General features: G+C 30.2%; 17 protein-coding genes. 12 read left to right on the top strand and 5 right to left on the bottom strand.

The genetic code is table 11. From position 1 onward, the window contains the following. The first annotated feature begins 44 nt into the window (after nt 1–44). Nucleotides 45–1,499: an LptF/LptG family permease gene (locus FDT66_RS03390; RefSeq protein ID WP_138534755.1), complete on the top strand. Its 1,455-nt coding sequence runs from the start codon at nt 45–47 to the stop codon at nt 1,497–1,499. Next, nucleotides 1,496–2,641 carry a 3,4-dihydroxy-2-butanone-4-phosphate synthase gene (gene ribB / locus FDT66_RS03385; protein WP_138534754.1) on the top strand — a complete coding sequence of 382 codons (1,146 nt, stop codon included), beginning with the start codon at nt 1,496–1,498 and terminating at the stop codon, nt 2,639–2,641. Before FDT66_RS03390 ends, ribB begins: the two co-directional genes overlap by 4 nt. 20 nt (nt 2,642–2,661) lie before the next feature. On the opposite strand, the gene pepE is transcribed toward ribB, so the two are convergent. After that, complete coding sequence (pepE, locus tag FDT66_RS03380; protein WP_138534753.1) at nt 2,662–3,363, bottom strand: dipeptidase PepE; 702 nt, start codon at nt 3,361–3,363, stop codon at nt 2,662–2,664. Nucleotides 3,364–3,473: 110 nt separating this feature from the next. Here pepE and FDT66_RS03375 point away from each other — a divergent pair, with 110 nt between their 5' ends. The 5 genes from FDT66_RS03375 to FDT66_RS03355 all read left to right on the top strand — a co-directional run bounded on the left by FDT66_RS03375 (nt 3,474) and on the right by FDT66_RS03355 (nt 10,232). Next, nucleotides 3,474–4,283 (top strand): carboxypeptidase-like regulatory domain-containing protein, encoded by an 810-nt coding sequence (locus tag FDT66_RS03375; protein ID WP_138534752.1) that lies wholly within the window; start codon nt 3,474–3,476, stop codon nt 4,281–4,283. Nucleotides 4,284–4,379: 96 nt separating this feature from the next. Next, nucleotides 4,380–5,186, top strand: coding sequence for a peptidase associated/transthyretin-like domain-containing protein (locus tag FDT66_RS03370; protein WP_138534751.1), 807 nt, complete (start codon nt 4,380–4,382; stop codon nt 5,184–5,186). A gap of 29 nt (nt 5,187–5,215) precedes the next feature. Beyond that, complete coding sequence (locus FDT66_RS03365; protein WP_138534750.1) at nt 5,216–5,713, top strand: DUF6702 family protein; 498 nt, start codon at nt 5,216–5,218, stop codon at nt 5,711–5,713. A 32-nt stretch (nt 5,714–5,745) separates the two neighbouring features. After that, on the top strand, nt 5,746–7,875 hold the full coding sequence (locus FDT66_RS03360; RefSeq protein ID WP_138534749.1) for a M1 family metallopeptidase: 2,130 nt from the start codon (nt 5,746–5,748) through the stop codon (nt 7,873–7,875). A gap of 149 nt (nt 7,876–8,024) precedes the next feature. Then, nucleotides 8,025–10,232, top strand: coding sequence for a M1 family metallopeptidase (locus FDT66_RS03355; protein WP_138534748.1), 2,208 nt, complete (start codon nt 8,025–8,027; stop codon nt 10,230–10,232). Between the two features lie 84 nt (nt 10,233–10,316). Here the strand turns inward: FDT66_RS03355 and FDT66_RS03350 are convergent, their stop codons facing one another. Both FDT66_RS03350 and idi read right to left on the bottom strand, forming a co-directional pair. Continuing rightward, on the bottom strand, nt 10,317–10,730 hold the full coding sequence (locus FDT66_RS03350) for a 6-pyruvoyl trahydropterin synthase family protein (RefSeq protein ID WP_138534747.1): 414 nt from the start codon (nt 10,728–10,730) through the stop codon (nt 10,317–10,319). Continuing rightward, entirely contained in the window at nt 10,723–11,241 is a 519-nt protein-coding gene (gene idi, locus FDT66_RS03345; RefSeq protein WP_138534746.1) for an isopentenyl-diphosphate Delta-isomerase, read from the bottom strand. Before idi ends, FDT66_RS03350 begins: the two co-directional genes overlap by 8 nt. 119 nt (nt 11,242–11,360) lie before the next feature. On the opposite strand from idi, the gene FDT66_RS03340 reads away from it, so the two are divergent. The 5 genes from FDT66_RS03340 to FDT66_RS03320 all read left to right on the top strand — a co-directional run bounded on the left by FDT66_RS03340 (nt 11,361) and on the right by FDT66_RS03320 (nt 18,482). Then, nucleotides 11,361–12,047: a peptidylprolyl isomerase gene (locus FDT66_RS03340; protein WP_138534745.1), complete on the top strand. Its 687-nt coding sequence runs from the start codon at nt 11,361–11,363 to the stop codon at nt 12,045–12,047. Nucleotides 12,048–12,247: 200 nt separating this feature from the next. Then, a complete protein-coding gene (locus tag FDT66_RS03335; RefSeq protein WP_138534744.1) occupies nt 12,248–13,840 on the top strand; it encodes a peptide chain release factor 3 in 1,593 nt (530 codons plus the stop codon). Between the two features lie 4 nt (nt 13,841–13,844). Continuing rightward, the gene (locus FDT66_RS03330; protein WP_138534743.1) at nt 13,845–15,398 is read left to right on the top strand and encodes a hypothetical protein; all 1,554 of its coding nucleotides are present in this window, start codon (nt 13,845–13,847) and stop codon (nt 15,396–15,398) included. A 117-nt stretch (nt 15,399–15,515) separates the two neighbouring features. After that, a complete protein-coding gene (locus FDT66_RS03325) occupies nt 15,516–16,448 on the top strand; it encodes a peptidylprolyl isomerase (protein WP_138534742.1) in 933 nt (310 codons plus the stop codon). A gap of 189 nt (nt 16,449–16,637) precedes the next feature. Next, nucleotides 16,638–18,482, top strand: a complete 1,845-nt coding sequence (locus tag FDT66_RS03320) for a PLP-dependent aminotransferase family protein (protein ID WP_138534741.1) — start codon at nt 16,638–16,640, stop codon at nt 18,480–18,482. Between the two features lie 65 nt (nt 18,483–18,547). On the opposite strand, the gene leuB is transcribed toward FDT66_RS03320, so the two are convergent. Further along, the gene (gene leuB, locus FDT66_RS03315; protein WP_138534740.1) at nt 18,548–19,603 is read right to left on the bottom strand and encodes a 3-isopropylmalate dehydrogenase; all 1,056 of its coding nucleotides are present in this window, start codon (nt 19,601–19,603) and stop codon (nt 18,548–18,550) included. A gap of 71 nt (nt 19,604–19,674) precedes the next feature. Further along, nucleotides 19,675–21,195, bottom strand: a complete 1,521-nt coding sequence (locus FDT66_RS03310; RefSeq protein WP_138534739.1) for an alpha-isopropylmalate synthase regulatory domain-containing protein — start codon at nt 21,193–21,195, stop codon at nt 19,675–19,677. Between the last annotated feature and the right edge of the window lie 23 nt (nt 21,196–21,218).

Below are 21,218 nucleotides of genomic sequence, written 5' to 3'. Positions count from 1 at the left end.
AAAATTAGTAGCATATTTATATTTAAGAAACTACTTTTGCTACAATGAAAATTTTAGATAAATACATCTTAAAAACGTTTCTAGTTCCTTTTTTTGCTACATTTCTTATTGTACTGTTTGTTTTGGTAATGCAAATTCTATGGCAAACATTCGAAAACATAGCTGGTAAAGGAATTAGCCTACCTTTTATTTTAAAATTTTTATACTACACAACTCTTGGTATTGTACCACAAGCATTACCAATTGGAGTGCTATTATCATCTATAATGGCATTGGGTAGTTTGGGTGAAAACTATGAGTTTGCAGCTGCAAAATCTGCAGGAATATCACTTCAAAGATTGGTAAGACCTTTAGTTTTTTTAACTATTATTTTAAGCGGAATTAATTTTCTATTTTTAAATAATATTTTCCCTTACGCTACATTAAAACAACGAAATTTATATTATAATATAAAAAAGAAAAAACCTGCATTAGCATTAGTTCCAGGGAGTTTTAATAGTGATTTACCAAATTATCAAATAAAATTTGATGAAAAATATGGTGAAGAACAAAACCTACTTAAAAATGTACTTATTTACCAATTAAGTAATATATATGGAAACCAAAAAGTAATAACTGCAGAAAGAGGTAAAATTATTTCAGAAGAAGGTAGTCGTTATATGACGTTTATTTTATATGATGGCTATTATTACGAAGATCATACAAAAGCAGCAAGAACTCCAGATAAAAGAGCAAGCATGCCAGCTTCACAAGCAACTTTTAAAGAATATGAATTTAATATTGATATTTCTGAAGTTGTTGGTGATGGTGCCTTAGATGAAGAAAAGTTTAAGAATAGTTATAATATGAGAACGTTAAATCAACTAAATGATACCATTCCCATATTAAAAAATTCTTATGATGAAATGCTTTTATCAAGATCAAAAACTATCGCTAACATTGCATTTGCAAAAGATTTATATCAATATAACGATTCTTTAAAACCTAAAATTGAAAATCAAGAAAATATATTAGAAAATTTTGATTTGCAACAAAAAATCACCATTCTAAACGCATCAATATCAAAAATGAACAGTGCTCATAGCAATGTGAAAAATAATTCCACAAGCATAAAATACAAACGAAAAAGTCTAAATTTTTATGACTCTGAATTTTATGGTAGAATCGCACTTTCTTTTTCTTGTTTAATTTTATTTTTTATAGGAGCACCTTTAGGATCAATTATAAGAAAAGGTGGTTTTGGCTTGCCAATGATTTTAGCAATAGCCATTTATGTAATTTATTTCTTCGGAAATACGCTTGGAAAAAACTTAGCAGAAGAAAGCTCTATATCCTCTTTATTAGGCTCTTGGATTTCTACCATGGTAATGTTACCTGTAGGGATTTTACTAACAAGAAGAGCCACAAAAGACAAAGGTATTTTTAATGTAGATGCTATACTTTTACCTATTTCAAATTTCTTTAAAAAAATGATGTCTAAAAAAGACAAAAAAATATGATGACTCAAACAACCGAAAAAAACACAAAATTGCACAAAATTTCAGAAGCTATAGAAGATATTAGAAATGGAAAAGTAATTATTGTTGTAGATGATGAAAATAGAGAAAATGAAGGTGATTTTTTAGCTGCTGCAGAAAAGGTGACTCCAGAAATGATTAATTTTATGGCAACTCATGGTCGTGGATTAATTTGTGCTCCTTTAACAGAAAAAAGATGTAAAGAGCTAGATTTAGGAATGATGGTTTACAACAACACAGACCCAATGGAAACTGCCTTTACAGTATCTGTAGATTTACGTGGAAAAGGTGTAACCACAGGAATTTCTGCTTCAGACAGAGCTTTAACTATAAAAGCGTTAATAGAAAAAGAAACAAAACCTTTTGACTTAGCAAGACCAGGTCATATTTTTCCATTAAGAGCAAAAGAAGGTGGTGTGCTAAGAAGAACAGGTCATACAGAAGCTGCCATAGATTTTGCACGTTTGGCTGGTTTACAACCTGCAGGAGTCATTGTAGAAATTATGAATGAAGATGGAACCATGGCTCGTTTACCAGAACTTTTAAAAGTTGCCAAAAAATTTGATATTAAAATCGTTTCTATTGAAGATTTGGTCGCTTACAGAATGGAGCATGATTCACTTATTGAAAAAAAGGAAGATTTTGATATCAAAACCAGATTTGGTGATTTTAGACTTAGAGCATACCAACAAACTACCAACAATCAAGTTCATATTGCGTTAACAAAAGGCTCTTGGACAAAAGAAGATGCAATTCTTACTCGCGTAAATTCTACCTTGGTAAATAATGATATTTTAGGAACATTAACCAACAATGCTGATAAAAAGCTTGAAGAAATGTTTCAAGTAATAAATACTGAAGGAAAAGGTGCTATTATTTTTGTAAACCAACAAAACCAATCACAAAATTTACTAAATAGGTTACAAATTTTAAAAGAAAATCAATTAAATAACGATTTAAAAGCTCCTGCAATAAAAATGGATAACAAAGATTTTGGAATTGGAGCTCAAATTTTACATGATATAAATATTAGTAAATTAAAGTTAATTACAAATACGCCTCAGTCTAAAAGAGTAGGTATGATTGGGTATGGTTTAGAAATTGTAGAATATGTTTCTTATTAACCAATAAGAAACATATTTAGTTATATTAAAACCTCTACTCCACTTTCTAATTCTTTTGGCTCTTCGTCTTGCTTAAACAATCTTGCAGTGTATTTTCCTTGAAGTGTTATTTTTGTATCTTCTACAGAAAGCCAACTTCCTTCGCGTAAACCTAAAACAGGTGTTTCATTAAAAACATGAAATTCTTTAATTCTAGTTTCACGTGTTTCCCCCATGTGTTTTGAGTCTTTAATTGGATCTAAATAATGTGCGTTTATATTAAAAGGAATACAGCCTAATGTTGTAAAACTTGGTGGATAAACGATTGGCATATCATTCGTATTCATCATTGTAACTCCACAAATATTACTTCCTGCACTAGTACCTAGATAAGGTATTCCGTTTTCTAAAACCAATTTTAAATCACTTAAAACATCGTTTTTATACAATTGATTCACCAATTCAAATGTATTTCCACCACCTGTAAATATAGCTTCGGCATTTAAAATTGCTTTTTTAGGGTTTTCGTACTCGTGAATTCCTTTTACAGTAATATTTATTTTTGTAAAAGCCTTACCAGCAATAGTTGTATAGTTTTCATAAGAAATTCCTCCTGGTCTTGCATAAGGTATAAAAAGTACTGTTTTTATGCCTTTAAAATGGGTTTGTAAAGTTGGTAACAAATAGTCTAAATATCCACTTCCATAAATGGTTGAAGTACTTGCAATTATCATTTTTTTCATACTTCAAAAATAGTAAAATAGTTTAAGAAACATCAATTTAACAGCATTTTACAATTCCATTAGTAGAGTTTTAAGAGGGTGTTCTATTTTCTTTGTGGCAAATCAACCAAATGAAAAAAACACTACTTCTCTTTTTATTTCTAAATTCTATTTTTTGTTTTTCACAAAAAAAACAAACTTTTTTCTACGGAAAAATAATAGATTCTACTGCAGTTGTAGCAGATGCCCACGTTATCAATTTAAATTCTAAAAAAGGTACTTTTTCTAATAATGATGGTTTTTTTAAACTTACAGCAACAGAAAACGACAGTTTACAAATTTCTTCTATTGGTTATAAAACAACTTTTATTGTAGTAAAATCATTTAATTTTAGAGAAAAAGTAAACTTTATTACTTTGGTAAAAGAAACCTATTCTTTAAATGAGTTTACTTTAAAAAGACATGATTTAACCGGAGTTTTATCATTAGATATAAAAAAGCTACCTGTAAATCGTAAAGAAAAAATAGTAAAAGGTTTGGTTGCTGAAATTAGAGAAATGGGGTTTGATAAAATTTCTAAAATGCCTATTGGTAATGACGAAATACACTTAGCCAAACCAAACGTTGTAAGATTACCAAATACTTTTCAAGGTTTTGGTTTTAGTTTTAGCTTAGGCTTAGGAAATTCAACAGTAAAAGAACAACGTTTAGCTGAAAAATTAGAAGAAAGCGAAAAAACGACAAAGGAAATTATTCTTCTTTTAGGTGATAATTTCTTTTCAAAAGAACTTAAAATACCTAAAGAACACCAATACCGCTTTTTAAATTATTGTGCATTTAAAGGAACTGAGGAGCTTTACAAAAACAATAAAATCTTAAAAATGATTTCTATTTTTAGAAAAGAAAGTATCTCCTTTTTAAAAACCATAAAAAACGATTAAAATAAAAATCAATTTTAACAGAAGTTTGGTCAGAATTTTTTAAATTTATTGACTTATAAATAACTCTATTAATTAGAAAAATCAAACTTCTTTTATATGATAAAAAAAATACTCTTTTTTATTAGTATTTGTCTATTTTCAATTTCAACTTACTCACAATCTGGTAGAGCCATTATAAATGGAAAAGTTACTGACTCTTTAAGTACGGTTAGAAATGCGAACATCATTAACTTAAAAACAAACCAAGGTACTTTTACTACAGATGATGGTGAGTTTAGAATTTTCGTAAAAGTAGGTGATTCTCTTAGAGTTTCGTCTGTACAACACAATACAACATTTGTAATTATCAACAAAAAAAACATTGAAAGTAAGTTTATAAACGTAAAATTATATTACAAAACTATTGTTTTAGATACTTTTGAACTTAGAAGAAATAATTTATCTGGTAGATTAGGAATTGATACGAAAAGCGTCCCAAAAAATAAAAAAGATTCTTTATTGCGAAGTGTTATGGATTTTTCTGACGTAAATATGAAAGTTGTTGAAGGAGATGATTATATTGATAAAAGAGTAAGACCTCCAATTAATAATACAGATCCAACAAGAAATTTTGTTGGTGCAGGTGCTACTGCTATCATTCCATTTAAATATTCTGAACGGTTATGGGCATTAAGAAGAGAATTGGCTGTTAAAAAAGAATTTCCATATAAAATAATGTCAGAGTTAGGTGAAAAATTTTTCTTTGAAGAATTAAAAATTCCTGTAGAAAATTACTTTCATTTTTTAGAGTATTGCAATCCTTTAGGCATCGAAAAATTATATAAAGAAGGTAAAACTTTAGAAATTATAAAAATGCTACAAAGAGAAAGTAAGTCTTATTTAAAAATTATAAAAAAAGAGTAATTTGGCTCAATAATTGTTTTTTAATAAGTATGAAACATAAAAAATACCTATTCCTTTTTATAATAATTCCACTACTCTCCTTCTCTACTCATAAATATTACTTGAGCTTAACTCAAATAAAATTTAAAGAAGAAGCCAAATCTGTACAAATAATTATCAATGTTTTTATGGATGATATTGAAAAGGCTCTTAATGAAGATTATAATATAGATTTACAGTTAACCACAAAAAAAGAACTTGAAAATAACGATGTTTTTTTTGAAAAATATTTAAAAAGTAAACTAGCATTTAAAGTAGATAATCTTTCAAAAGATTTTAAATATTTAGGAAAAGAATATGAAGGCGATTTAGTCTTTTTTTACTTAGAAATAGAAAATATACCAAGCGTAAAGAGTATAGATATTTCTAACAAAATTTTAATAAAACACTTTCCAGAACAACAAAATTTAATAAAATCTAAAGTAGGTAATAAAAATAAAAGTGTATTACTCTCAAAAGACAACTACCAAGAAAAATTAACATATTAACACGAAAATAAATTAATTCAAAACCTCAAAATATGAAAAACATAGGTGCTTTAATCCTTTCTTTATTTTTTGTTTCAACTGCTTTTATGGCACAAGAATCAAAAACGAAACAAGGGCATACAAATGAAAACAAGTTTCGTCAATTGCATGAACTTTTACCAACACCAAATTTACAAAGAACTGCTTCTGGTGCACCAGGTGTAAAATACACACAGCAAAAAGTAGATTATAATATGGACATCATTCTAGACGATGAAAACACAAGAATTTACGGTAATGAAACCATAACATATCACAACAATTCAGATGATAGTTTAGCATATTTATGGGTACAATTAGATCAAAATATGCGTGCAGCAGATTCTAAAACACCAGACATACAATCCACTTCGATTCCTGATAAAACATCTACAACAAGATATAATAAAGCTTATGTAGAAGATCCTTTCGATGGTGGTTTTAAAATAGAAAGTGTTACAAATATGGATGGTAGTAACTTATCACATACAATCAATCAAACCATGATGCGTATAAATTTAAAAAAACCTTTAGCATCTGGTGAAATATTTGAATTTAAAATAAAATGGTGGTACAACATTAATAACCATAGAACTCAAGGTGGTAGATCTGGTTACGAACATTTTACAGAAAACGGAAATAACAATTACGTAATAGCACAATTTTACCCTAGAATGTGTGTATATGACAATGTAGAAGGTTGGCAAAATGATCAATTTTGGGGACGTTCTGAATTTGCACTAGAATTTGGAGATTTTACAGTAAACATCACAACTCCAGATGATCATATGCTTGGTGCAACTGGTGTATTACAAAACCCGAAAGACGTTTTTTCTAAAACAGAATTAAAAAGAATTGAACAAGCCCGTAAATCTTTTGACAATCCTGTAATTATAAGAACTCAAGAAGAAGCTGAAAAAATTGAAAAAAGCAAGTCTAAAAAAACAAAAACTTGGAAATTTTATGCTGAAAACGTTCGTGATTATGCATTTGCTAGTTCAAGAAAATTTATTTTTGATGCAATGGCTGTAAACATTAATGGTAAAACAGTAATGGCAGAGTCTTTATACTCAAAAGAAGCAAACCCTTTATATGGTGATCATTCTACAAGAGCAGTTGCACAAACTTTAAAAACATATTCTAGATATACATTTGATTACCCTTACCACAAAGCAATTTCAGTAGACGGACAAATGGGAATGGAATATCCTCAAATCTGTTTTAACCCTGGAAGACCAAATCCTGATGGAACTTATTCTGATAGAGTAAAATACAGAATGATAAAAGTTACCATACACGAAGTTGGTCATAACTTTTTTCCTATGATTGTAAATTCTGACGAAAGACAATGGACTTGGATGGATGAAGGTTTAAACTCTTTTATGGAAATGTTAGCAGAAAAAGATTATGATGAAAACTTTCCAATCGTTAGAGGTTATCCAAAAAATATTGTGGGTTATATGAGTGGAGATCAATCAAGAATTGCTCCAATTATGTCAAAAGGAGATCATGTATATAGCTTTGGTAACAACGCTTACGGAAAACCAGCAACAGGTTTATGGATGTTACGTGAAACCATAATGGGTAAAGAATTATTTGATCATGCATTTAAAACCTATTCACAACGTTGGAAATTCAAACACCCAACTCCAGCAGATTTCTTTAGAACAATGGAAGATGCATCTGGTGTAGATTTAGATTGGTTTTGGAGAGGATGGTTTTACACCACAGATGTAACAGATATTGGTATTGCAGAAGTAAAAAAGTTTTATGCTGAAGATGCTAATAATGAAACTGTAAACTTTATAGAAGATAAAAGTGAAGGATTAAGTATTAACAAACCAAAAAACGCTAAATCTAAATATTTTTATGAAATTACGTTTAACAAACCAGGAGGTTTAGTTATGCCTATTATTGTAGAATACACTTATGACGATGGTTCTTCAGAGAAAAAAATGTATCCTGCAGAAATATGGAGATACAATGATAAAATGGTTACAAAAACAATTCACTCTAACAAACAAATCACAAAAATCGTAGTAGATCCAGATTTAGAAACTGCAGATGTAGACACATCCAATAATAGTTTCCCAAGAGAAAATAATGATAAGTTTAGTAAATTTAAAAACAAAGTAAAAAATTAAATAAGCTTCTCAACAATTTTAAAGCGATATGATTGAATTTTCATATCGCTTTTTTTTGTAATAAAGATTTGTTAAAACTTTAACTAAATTTAACTTATTTGATAATTATACTTAATTTGCATGATATTTTTAAAATCAATTCAAACAAAATGAAAAAACTTTCTTTAGTCGTATTTTCACTTTTTTTTATCAGTTTTACTGCAATAGCACAAGAAACTAAAAAAGAAGAAAAGAAAACACAGCAAGGTCATACAGACCAAAACAAATTTAGGCAAATGAAAGATCTTTTGGCAACTCCAAACGATCAACATAATGCTGCAGGTGCTCCTGGTCATCAATACACACAACAAAAGGTAGATTATGTAATGGATATTCGTTTAGACGAATCCAATAACAGAATTTATGGTGATGAAGAAATTACATACCACAATAACTCAAAAGACCACTTAGAGTATTTATGGGTACAATTAGATCAAAACATGAGAGCAGATGATTCTAAAACACCATTGGCAAGATCTAATAGTGCATCTGCATTTGTAACTCCAGATAATTTTAAAAGTTCTTACATGGACCAGAAAAAAGGTTTCGGATACAACATTACAAAAGTAGAAAGTGATGGTAAACCATTATCTCACACAATTAACAGAACTATGATGCGAATTAATTTACCAAAAGCATTAGCTCCTGGTAAAACATTCGAATTTAGAATTCAGTGGAATTATTTAATTAATGACATTAATAAAGATGGAGGTCGATCTGGTTTAGAAACTTTCGAAGATGGTAACAATAACTATACAATAGCACAGTTTTTTCCAAGATTAGCAGTTTATAATAATGTTGAAGGTTGGCAAAACATGCAATTCTGGGGTCGTTCTGAATTTGCTCTAGAATTTGGAGATTATGAAGTAAACTTAACTGTACCTTCAGACCATATAGTAGAAGCAACTGGTTCTTTACAAAACGAAAAAGATGTATTAACGAAAACACAACGTAAGCGTTTTGAACAAGCTAGAAAAAGTTTCGACAATCCTGTTTTAATTGTAACACAAGAAGAAGCAGAAAAAAATGAAAAAGGAAGAGCTACAGGTACAAAAACTTGGAAATTTAAGGCTGAAAAAGTAAGAGATTTTGCATTTGCTTCTTCAAGAAAATATATTTGGGATGCAATGGCTGTAAACATTAACGGTAAAACTGTAATGGCTACATCTTTATATCCAAAAGAAGGAAATCCATTATGGGAAGAGCATTCTACAAGAGCAGTTGCAACTACTTTAATTGAGTATTCAAAATTAACTTTTGATTATCCTTATCCAAAAGCTGTTTCTGTACATTCTGAAAGACAAGGAATGGAGTATCCAATGATTTGTTTCAACTTTGGACGTCCAAATCCTGATGGAACATATTCAGACAGAACTAAAAAAGGAATGATTGGTGTAATTGTACACGAAGTTGGTCACAACTTTTTTCCAATGATTGTAAATTCTGATGAAAGACAATGGACTTGGATGGATGAAGGTTTAAACTCTTTTGTAGAAATTTTAGCAGAAGACGTTTATGATCCAGAATTATTCGCAATGAATCCTGCAAAAAATATAACAAGATATATGGGTGGTGATCAATCAAACATCTCTCCTATTATGTCTCAAGGTGATTATGTAAAGCAATTTGGCCCAAATGCATACACAAAACCAGCTGCTGGTTTATATATTTTGAGAAAAACAATTATGGGACCAGAATTATTTGATCATGCATTTAGAACGTATTCTCAAAGATGGATGTTTAAGCACCCAACTCCAGAAGATTTCTTTAGATCTATGGAAGATGCTTCTGCAATGGATTTAGATTGGTTTTTTAGAGGTTGGTTTTACACAACAGATGTTACAGATATTGGTATTAAAAGCGTTAAGCCTTTATACTTAACTGATAAAGAAAACGAAAGAGTTACCAAATTAAAAGAGCAATACAAGCAATATTTTGATAATTTAGGTGATTTAGTATACATTACAGATAAAAAAGAAGACGCTAACCCTAATGCAATGAATAAATATGCAGATGGTAAAGAAGTACCTTCTTACTTATATTCTGTAGAATTTGAAAAACCAGGAGGTTTAATCATGCCACTTATCGTTGAATTAACGTATGCTGATGGAACTAAAAAAAGAGAAACTTTTCCAGCGCAAATTTGGATGAGAGATGACAACTCTGTAAAAAGAGTATTTGCTTCAACTAAAGAGGTAGTAAGTATTGTTGTAGATCCAGATTTTGAAACTGCAGATGTTGATACTTCAAATAACAACTGGCCTAAAAAAGACGGTGACAAGTTTGATGAATTTAAAAATAAGAATAAAAAAGATTAATACAATCTTTATATAAAACTTAAAAGCCTCGTTTGCAAATCGCAAACGAGGCTTTTTTATTATTTATAATAAAATCACATGCAACTAATCTCCAGAATAGCTTACAAAGTTTCTTGGAGTTTCGTACAGCGTTATTTTTAAATCTAAATGATTTGGTAGTAAGTTTCTTAATTTATTATAAGTAACTACGCAAATGTTTTCTGCAGTAGGGTTTAAATCTTTAAACTCAGGAACTTCAATATTCAAGTTTTTATGATCAAAACAATCTTCAATTTCCGTTTTTATATGGTTTCGTAAAATTCCCAAATCATAAACATAACCAGTTTCTTTGTCAATTTCCCCTGTTAATGAAACTATTAACTCATAATTATGACCATGAAAATTTGGGTTGCTACATTTGCTAAAAACTTCAAAGTTTTTATCATCACTCCAATCTTTTCTATACAATCTGTGTGCAGCATTAAAATGTGCTTTTCTATGAACTGTTACTTTAGGCATTGGCTAGTTTTTCGTAAGATTTATCAAAAATAATTTTAAACCACTCTGTATAAATTTCAGGCTTATTTTTTATATCTGCTTTTACAGCTTCCAAAGTCATCCATTTGTAATTTTCAGCTTCCTTTTTATTTAATTTCGGAGCTTCTTCATAATTTCCAACCATTACGTGATCAAATTCATGCTCGGTCAAACCATTGTCAAAAGGTGCCTTGTACATAAAAGAAAAAACCTCTTTTAATTCTGTTGTAAAGCCCATTTCTTCTTGCAATCTTCTTTTTCCAGCTTCAATATTACTCTCTCCTTCTCTTTGATGAGAGCAACATGTGTTTGTCCACAATAAAGGTGAATGATATTTTGATGCAGCTCTTTGCTGTAACATCAATTCTCCTTTTTTATTAAAAATAAAAACAGAAAAAGCTCTATGCAAAAGTGCTTTTTCGTGTGCTTCAATTTTTTCCATCAAACCAATTTGTTGGTCGTTTGTATCTACTAAAATAACTTGTTCTTCCATTATCACAAAAATAAGAAATGATGTAGCAATAAATCTTAAAAATCCATTAAAACCAATAATAATTTTCTATTCTTTTATATCGATGATTTATCTTTGGAGTTTGCAAAACAAATTTAAACGTGAATTTTTTTAATAGAATCTTAATTATTTTAGTTGTTTTTTCATTTTATCAATGTAAGAATCAAGATAAAGCGAAACAAAAATCAACTACATTTCAAAAACAACAAAACAAAAAACCAATCGTAAAGAAAGCTTGGGACAGCTTAAATAGAAATAATACAGAAGCTTTTTTTAATGAATACAGCAAAAAAAATAAAGAAAGTATAGTTCTTATAAAAACCGAATTTGGAAATATAAAATTACGCTTATTTGAAGATGTTCCAATTCATAAAGCTAATTTCATATTTTTAACAAAAATCAAATATTTTGATACTACCGTATTTTATAGAATAGCAAAAAACTTTGTAATTCAAGGAGGTAATTCCGATGAAATGTACACGCAAAAACAACGAAGAAAATACGGTAATTACTTGCTAAAACCAGAGTTTAGAGTACATAGAACCCATAAATATGGTGCATTGGCTGCTGCTAGAGAGTGGGAAGAAAATCCAAATAAATTATCCAGTCCTTTTGAGTTTTACATTGTACATAGCAAAAAAGGAGCACATCATTTAGACAATGAAGATACTGTTTTTGGCGAAGTGATTTCAGGTTTTGATACAATGGATAAAATATCAAAAGTAAAAGTTGGTATAGATGAATGGCCCTTAGAAGATATAAAAATGAAAATTGAAGTGTTAGAATAACTTTTTCTATTTCGTACTTTATTTAAAATAAGAATTTATAATCTTTTAAGCATCAATCAAAAGAATCAAAAAAATCAAAAGAGAACAAGAAAAGATGCATTAAAATGTATTTATCTGCTAAATATGTTTTTGTTTTATCTAGGTTAAATCACTATAAAAATTAATGAATAAAACCTATATTTGCACCTCAAAATTTGAAGATGGGCTTTTTAGAAGAAATCAAACGTAGAAGAACTTTTGGCATAATTTCACATCCAGATGCTGGTAAAACCACATTAACGGAAAAATTACTTCTTTTTGGAGGTGCAATACAAGAAGCAGGTGCTGTAAAAAGTAACAAAATAAAAAAAGGTGCCACTTCCGATTTTATGGAAATTGAACGTCAGCGTGGAATTTCTGTAGCGACTTCTGTATTAGCATTTATTTATAAAGAAAAAAAAATAAATATACTAGACACTCCTGGACACAAAGATTTTGCTGAAGACACTTACAGAACATTAACAGCTGTAGATAGTGTTATTGTAGTAATTGACGTTGCAAAAGGTGTAGAGCCACAAACCGAAAAGTTAGTTGAAGTTTGTAGAATGAGAAGCATACCAATGCTTGTTTTTATTAATAAATTAGATAGAGAGGGTAAAGACGCTTTTGATTTATTAGATGAAGTGGAACAAAAACTAGGTTTACGTGTTACTCCAATGAGTTTTCCTATTGGAATGGGGTATGATTTCAAAGGAATATATAATATTTGGGAAAAAAAATTAAACCTTTTTTCAGGCGAAAATAAAACCACTATTTCTGAGGGTGTGCAGTTTGACGATTTATCAAACCCAGAATTAGATAAAGCTGTTGGTGAAAAAGCTGCGAACACATTGCGTGAAGAAATTGAATTGATTGATGAAGTTTACCCAACATTTGATAGAGACGAATATTTAAAAGGAGAATTGCAACCCGTATTTTTTGGATCTGCATTAAATAATTTTGGAGTTAAAGAATTGTTAGATGCATTTATTGAAATAGCTCCATCACCTCAACCCAAAAAAGCGGAAGAGCGTTTGGTAGATTCTAAAGAGAAAAAAATGACTGGATTTGTGTTTAAAATTCATGCAAATATGGATCCAAAACATAGAGATAGATTAGCATTTATTAAAGTTGTTTCTGGTACTTTTAAAAGAAACTCACCTTATTTACATGTCCGAAATGGGAAAAAAGTAAAATTTTCGAGTCCGAATGCATTTTTTGCAGAAAAAAAAGAAATCGTAGATGAATCTTTTCCTGGAGATATAGTTGGTATTCATGATACTGGAAATTTTAAAATTGGTGATACTTTAACAGAAGGCGAAGAACTAAACTTTAGAGGAATTCCAAGCTTTTCACCAGAACATTTCCGTTATGTAAATAATGCAGATCCAATGAAAGCTAAACAACTATACAAAGGTTTGGATCAATTAATGGATGAAGGTGTTGCTCAGTTATTTATTTTAGAAATGAATGGAAGACGTGTAATTGGTACAGTTGGAGCATTACAGTTCGAAGTAATTCAATATAGATTAGAACACGAATATGGTGCAAAATGTACCTATGAAAATTTACAAGTCCACAAAGCTTGCTGGGTAGAGCCACAAGACAAAAAAAGTGAAGAGTTTAAAGAATTTAAGCGTGTAAAGCAACGTTATTTAGCTAAAGACAAACAAGGTCAATTAGTATTTTTAGCAGACTCTGAATTTACAATACAAATGACCCAAAGTAAATACCCAACTGTAAAATTGCATTTTACAAGTGAGTTTAAAAAATAGACCGATGAAGAAAATATTATTCTTATTATTCGTAATAATTAGTTTACAAGCTTTTTCTCAAAATAATGAATCTTTTTCTTCATTAAAGATAAAAGAACTAAGCAACAAAATAAGATTAAACTATATTTTAATAGAACAACCAACAGATAAAGTTAGTTACCAATTAGAACCAAAAATGGGCTTTTTTGGTTTAAATTATTTAATACCATTAAACGATTGGCTATATACTGGTGCTGGTTTTCATGGAGCTTTAACAGGAGATCAAGGAGGTTTGTTCACATTAGGTGTAACTTTAGGTGTAAATACACCTATTTATAAAAACTTATATTTTGATGCAAATGTCCATTTTGGAGGAGGAGGAGGATATCGTTCTTTGGTAAATGGTGGAGGAATTATTTATCCAAATATTGGATTACAATACAAGAAAAATGATTTTTCTTTTGGTGTACAATATGGTTATATGAATTTCTTTACAGGAATACAGAAAGATAGTAATATTTCTTTCTTTGTAGAAATTCCAACAACATTAAGAGTTGCTTCTTACGAAGATGCAAATAAATCATTTTCAGTAAACGATAACAGTAAACCCGCAGTAAAAAGTGTACAACAAATTACATTCGATTACTTCTTTCCAAGAGGTAATTCTAGAACAGATGCAAGTACAACTCCTCGATACAAACCAATTGACCACACGTTATCTGTTTTAGGATTTGAATATCAACGATATTTAACACCAACAACTTTCATCTACGCTCATGTAGACGCTATGTATGGTGGCTTAACTGCTGGTTTTATGGATGTTTTTTTCGGAGCAGGAAAAAATTTGAGACTAACAAATAGAATTAACCTTTTTGGAAAATTAGGTATTGGAGCTGCAGGTGGAAGAATTTTTCCAGAAGGTGGTTTAACTGCCTATCCAAATTTGGGTGCAGACATTAGAATTACGGATAGGTTTGGTTTAAGTGGTCATGCAGGATATCATAGATCTATTGGAGGTATTGCAAGTTTTGAAGCTTATACAGCAGGTTTTAGCATTAAATACTATGGTTTAAGTGGTGGAACAAAAGATCCTTTTACTGGTGAAGCTGTAACAGAAATTAAAACACAAGGATTAAGAATTAGTGTTGAAAATCAAACGTATTTTGATGTAGCTAAATTCGGAATTCCTGCAAGTGATTTGCAATTAATAGGTTTAAAAGTTCAATACGATTTAAATAAAAGATTTTACATAGCTGGAGAAGCTTCTTTTGCATACGAAGGAAAATCTGGTGGTTATGCGCATGGTATCTTTGGCTTAGGTGTAAAAAGTAATAAATTTTTAAATGATAATTTTTCTTTATTTGCAGAAGCAGCTGCTGGTGTTGCTGGTGGAGGAAGAGTAAATTCTGGTGAAGGAGTGCTAATAAGACCAACTGCAGGAATTAATTACCATGCAAATGACGATTTATCTTTTCATATTTCTGGTGGACAAATGTGGTCACCATTTGGAAATGTAAATTCATCGAACATAAACATTGGATTAACATATGGTTTCTCCATTTTAAATGCAAAAAAATAAATATTTCTGAATTTATTTCAGAATATAAATAAGTGTCCGTTCGAGCGCAGTCGAAAACTATTGTAAATGACCTCTCGACTGCGCTCGAGCAGAAAAAATCGATTAAAATTAAATATTATGAATAATGGAATCTATGCAAAATTCACAACTTCAAAAGGTGAAATTTTAGTACAATTAGAAAATGAAAAAGCCCCAGGTACAGTTGGTAACTTTGTAGCCTTAGCTGAGGGGAATTTAGAAAATGCTGTAAAAGAACAAGGAACTCCTTATTATGATGGCTTAAAATTTCATAGAGTTATACCAGATTTTATGATTCAAGGTGGTTGTCCATTAGGAACAGGAACTGGAAACCCAGGTTATAAGTTTGATGATGAATTTCATCCAGATTTAAAACATGATGCTCCAGGAAAATTAGCAATGGCTAATTCTGGTCCTGCAACTAACGGATCTCAATTTTATATAACTCACGTTCCTACTCCATGGCTAGATGGTAAACATACCGTTTTTGGTTCTGTAGTAGAAGGGCAAGATGTTGTAGATGCAATTTCTCAAGGTGATGAAATTAAAACTTTAGAAATTATTAGAGTTGGCGAAAATGCTGAAAAATTTAATGCAGTAGAAGCTTTTAGAACTTTTGAAGGCGCTAGGGAAAAACGTGAAGCAGAAGCAAAAGCTGCACAAAAAGAATTATTAGATAAAGTGGCTGCTGGTTATGATGAAACAGAAAGTGGTTTACGTTATCAAATATTACAAAAAGGTACAGGAAAAAAAGCGACTAAAGGTGCTGGTGTTTCTGTACATTATAAAGGACAATTATTAGACGGAACTGTTTTTGATTCTTCATACAAAAGAAAACAACCAATTGATTTTAATGTTGGTGTTGGACAAGTAATTTCTGGTTGGGATGAAGGAATTCAATTATTACAAGTAGGTGACAAAGCACGTTTTGTAATTCCTTCTCATTTAGCTTACGGTTCTGCTGGAGCTGGAGGTGTAATACCACCAAATGCAACATTAATTTTTGATGTTGAATTAATGGATGTAAAATAATCTTAAAAAGATATAATTACAAAACCTCAAAACTATTTTAGTTTTGAGGTTTTTTTATGGTTTTATTTTTTTGAAATAGATATTTCATCTATGATAGATAAATAATCAACTTTAACAAAATCATAAAATTTAAAAATTATCAAACAATTGTAATTATTGTAAATTCACAAGCTCAATAAAATAGACGAAATGCAAAACAATAAAATTCAAAAATATATAGAAAACGTCATAGAAAACATGCCTAATGATTGGTTAAATTTAACAACACATAGGTTAGATATTTATGATGAAGAGTTGGCAAAAACACAATTCTTAAAAAATTTTGAAAACTTATTCAACAATAATATCTACGAAAAATCAGCATTAGCAAACCTACCAACTGCATACGATTATATTCGTTTAGGACACCCTTTGTCTTGTATCTTAGAATGGAGTATTGCAAAAAATAATGATTTACCTTCGGAAAACATTATCAGTTTCGACTCTAAAACCATGCCTATACTGGCTGTTTTAAGAAGCAACTTATTACTAAACAAACCTACCAGAATTAACTACGTTAACGAATTACCAGATTTATTTGATGTTGAAAAATTAAAAACTGTTTATGGATATAAGTTCGAATTAAAAAAAGTTAAGCACGTTAAAGAAGTTCATGAGTTTGAGGGAAGTAATATTTTTATTGATCAAAATGAGGAAAATTTAAATTTTAATCTATCATCAAACATAGATTTTTACATTAACTATAAAAATAAATTAGGAAGTATTCTTCTAATAAACGGAAAACAAAATGAAAAGTACGTTTCAGAAATCCAGCATGTAAGAAGACGAGAAACAATTGCTATGACTCCAAAAAACACTCTGCGTGCTTTAAATTCTTTTGTAAAAAAACCTCTCAACAGTAAGGTTGATAATACTTTTGAAAAAGATAAAAAAAATGTATTGCAACATCTTAAAAAAATTACAGGTACAATTACACAACCATTAGTTTCTTCAAGTGGTTTATCTATTCAATATGCCATTATGATGGGTTTAATTGATGATGCTCAAAATAATTACAAAGGAAAAAAAATTAAATTTATTGTACCTCCAAATTGTTATGGTGGTACAAATGACCAAGCAAGAAGAGTTGCAGCGTGTATTAAAAATGTTGAAATAGTAGATTTACCTGTTGACGGTGATAACGATATGATAAAAAGTATAGATACTGTTTTAAATAAAATTGCTAATGAAAATGCTGTACCATTTATCATTGCAGAAATCCCAACAAATCCAAGAGTTGAAGTCCCTAATTTGGTAGCACTAAAAAAGGTTTTAAATGCAAAAAGAAAAACTTCAGAAAACGAAAATGCAATTGCTCCAGTTTTTATTTTAGATCAAACATTTTGTCCGAATGTTCATTTTTTAGGAGAAAACGAAACACTTTCTGATGTTAAAAGTATTTCTTATGCAAGTGGTTCTAAGTTTCCTAGTGGTGGAAAATGTACTGCTGGATATTGTGTTGCTAATGAAAATGCTGCTTATTTAATGAATAAGATAGAAAGTCATTTAAATATTTGTGATAATGAAGCTACAGATTTTCAATATAAAATATTAGCTGAGCAACTTCCTTCTATGACTAATAGAATTTATGATGCTTATAAAAATACACGTGAATTTGTAAGTTATATTCAAAAAGTTTTACCTGAAGCAAAAATAAACTTTGTATCAAAAGAATTAGCAACATTAGGCTTTACACCCTCTGTTTTTTCATTGGATTTACCTACTAAAGGTACTACTGAAATAGAAAAAGAAAATTATAAAAGAACCCTAAACTTAAAGTTGATTCATTTAATGATTTCTGAAATACCTGATGAAAGTAAGTTTTGTGTAAGTTATGGACAGTTGAAAGGTTGTTACTGGACAGTTCCTGCAACTTCAACTCAAGGAACTACAAAAGAAGGTGATAAGGATTATATTGTACGTGTTTCAGTTTCTCCAAATTTGGATTTGGAAAAACATAAAAATGTTTTTTTAGATTTTGTAAAACAACTTTAGCTATCTTTTTTACTAAAACTTTAAATAAAAAAGCACTCTTTTATAAGAGTGCTTTTATTTTTTCTTTAAACATTTTCTGCTAACCAGTCTCCTACTTCTTTTGTTCCGTAAGATTTTCCTCCGTCAGCTAAATCTTCTGTTACTATTCCTTCATTTAAAGCTTTGTTTACAGCATTTCTAATTGCTTTTCCTTCTTCTTGTAAACCAAAGTTTTCGAACATCATTGCTGCAGATAATACTGTAGCCATTGGGTTTGCAATATTTAGCCCTGTTGCTTGTGGATAAGAACCATGAATTGGCTCGAACAAACCAATATCTGCCCCTAATGAAGCACTAGGCATTAAGCCCATAGAACCAGAAATTACTGATGCCTCATCTGTTAAAATATCTCCAAATAAGTTTTCTGTAATCAAAACATCATAGCTATTTGGCCATTGTACCAAACGCATTGCAACAGCATCAACAAACTCATAAGAAACCTCTACTTCTGGATAGTCTTTTTCCATTGCTTGCACAGTTTCTCTCCATAATCTTGAAGTTTCTAACACGTTTGCTTTATCTACACAACATAATTTCTTTCCACGAGTCATTGCTAACTCAAAACCTTTTTTTGCTAATCGTTTTACTTCCTCTCTTGTATATACACAATTGTCAAAAGCAGTTTCTCCTTCATCTCTTCTACCCTTTTCACCAAAGTAAATTCCACCTGTTAATTCACGAAGAAAAACCAAATCTGTACCTTCAATACGTTCTCTTTTTAAAGGAGATTTATCTAATAAAGATGGAAATGTAAAAGTTGGTCTTACATTTGCAAACAATCCTAATTTCTTACGCATTTTTAACAAACCTTGTTCTGGACGAACTTTTGCTGAAGGATCGTTATCAAAACGTGGATGCCCAATAGCGCCAAATAAAACAGCATCAGAAGAAGCACAAATTTCATGTGTTTCATCTGGATAAGGTTCACCAACTGCATCAATAGCAGCTGCTCCTGTTAACGCTGGTTTCCAATTAATTTCGTGATTAAATTTTTTTGCAATAGCATCAGATACTTTTACTGCTTGGTCTATTACTTCTGGACCAATTCCATCTCCTGCTAATAAAGCGATATTTAATTTCATATTTATTTTGACTTTTGGCTCTTTGGCCTTTTGTTATTAGCTAAATGCTAACTCTTAAAAGTAAAAAGCTATTATATAATATTTAACATTTTTTCAGTGGCTTTAATTGCAGATACTGTTTGATCTGAATCTAAACCACGCGTTATAAATTCTTTTTTATCGTTTTTCCAAGTGATAATCGTTTCACATAATGCATCAGAATTACTTCCAGGAGGAATTCTAACAGCATAATCTATCAATTTTGGTAAATCTTTTTTACTGTGTGTTTTGTATAGTTTTTTGAGTGCGTTCATGAAAGCATCATACTGCCCATCACCTTGTGCATGTGCTTCATACAAAACTCCTTCTACCCTAAGTTGTAGTGTAGTTGATGGTTTCATACCTCTTGCATGACCTAATACATAATTCTCTACAACAACTCTTCTTTCAATTGTGTCACTACTTAAAACGTCAGAAATAATGTATGGTAAATCATCTTGAGAAACCACTTCTTTTTTATCTCCCAGTTCAATAATTCTTTGGGTAACTTTTTTTAGTTCCTCATCATTTAAACTTAAACCTAAGTCTTGTAAATTTTTTTGAATATTTGCCTTTCCTGAAGTTTTACCTAGCGCATACTTTCGTTTTCTACCAAAACGCTCAGGCATTAAATCATTGAAATAAAGATTGTTTTTATTATCTCCATCAGCATGTATTCCTGCGGTTTGTGTAAACACATTGGCACCAACAACAGGCTTATTCACGGGAATTCTAAAGCCTGAAAAAGTTTCTACTAGCTTACTGACTTTATTTAAAGCGGTTTCGTTTACAGTAACTTCTACGTCCTTTAAAAAGTCATTAATAACTGCAATGACACTTGCTAAAGGTGCATTTCCTGCACGTTCACCCATTCCATTTATGGTTAAATGCAAACCATTTACACCCGCTTTTACAGCTTCCATAACATTGGCAACTCCCAAATCATAATCGTTATGACCATGAAAATCGAAATGTGTATTTGGGTATTTACTACGAACTTCTGTAATAAATATAAATGTTTCATCTGGAGTTAAAATTCCTAATGTATCTGGTAATAAAATGCGTTCAATATTTTGATCCGTTAAAAAATCTAAATACTCAAATACATAGGCTTTGGAATTTCTCATTCCATTAGACCAATCTTCTAAATAAACATTGGTTTTTATATTATGTTTTGATGCTAAATCAATGGTTGCTTTGATATCTGCAAAATGTTGTTCTGGTGTTTTTTTTAGTTGATATTTAAGATGATTTAAAGAGCCTTTGGTTAATAAATTCTGAACTTTAGCTCCAGCTTCTACCATCCAATCAATGGACTTTCCACCATCAACAAAGGTTAAAACCTCTATTTTTTCTAAAAAATTTTGTTCTTTAGCCCAAGAAGTAATTTTTTGTACAGCTTCTAATTCTCCTTTAGAAACTCTTGCTGATGCAACTTCAATACGATCTACTTTCAGCTCTTCTAACAATAATTTTGCAATTGTTAGTTTTTCTGAAACTGAAAACGACACTCCTGATGTTTGTTCTCCATCACGCAGTGTCGTATCCATTATTTCAATCTTTCTACCAGTCATAAAATCAACCTTAAAATTGCGTT

It is taken from the genome of Polaribacter aestuariivivens (genome assembly GCF_005885675.1).
Lineage (GTDB): Bacteria > Bacteroidota > Bacteroidia > Flavobacteriales > Flavobacteriaceae > Polaribacter > Polaribacter aestuariivivens.
The sequence above is the reverse complement of the archived record's forward strand: the minus strand, read 5'-3'. Positions and strand labels throughout refer to the sequence as shown.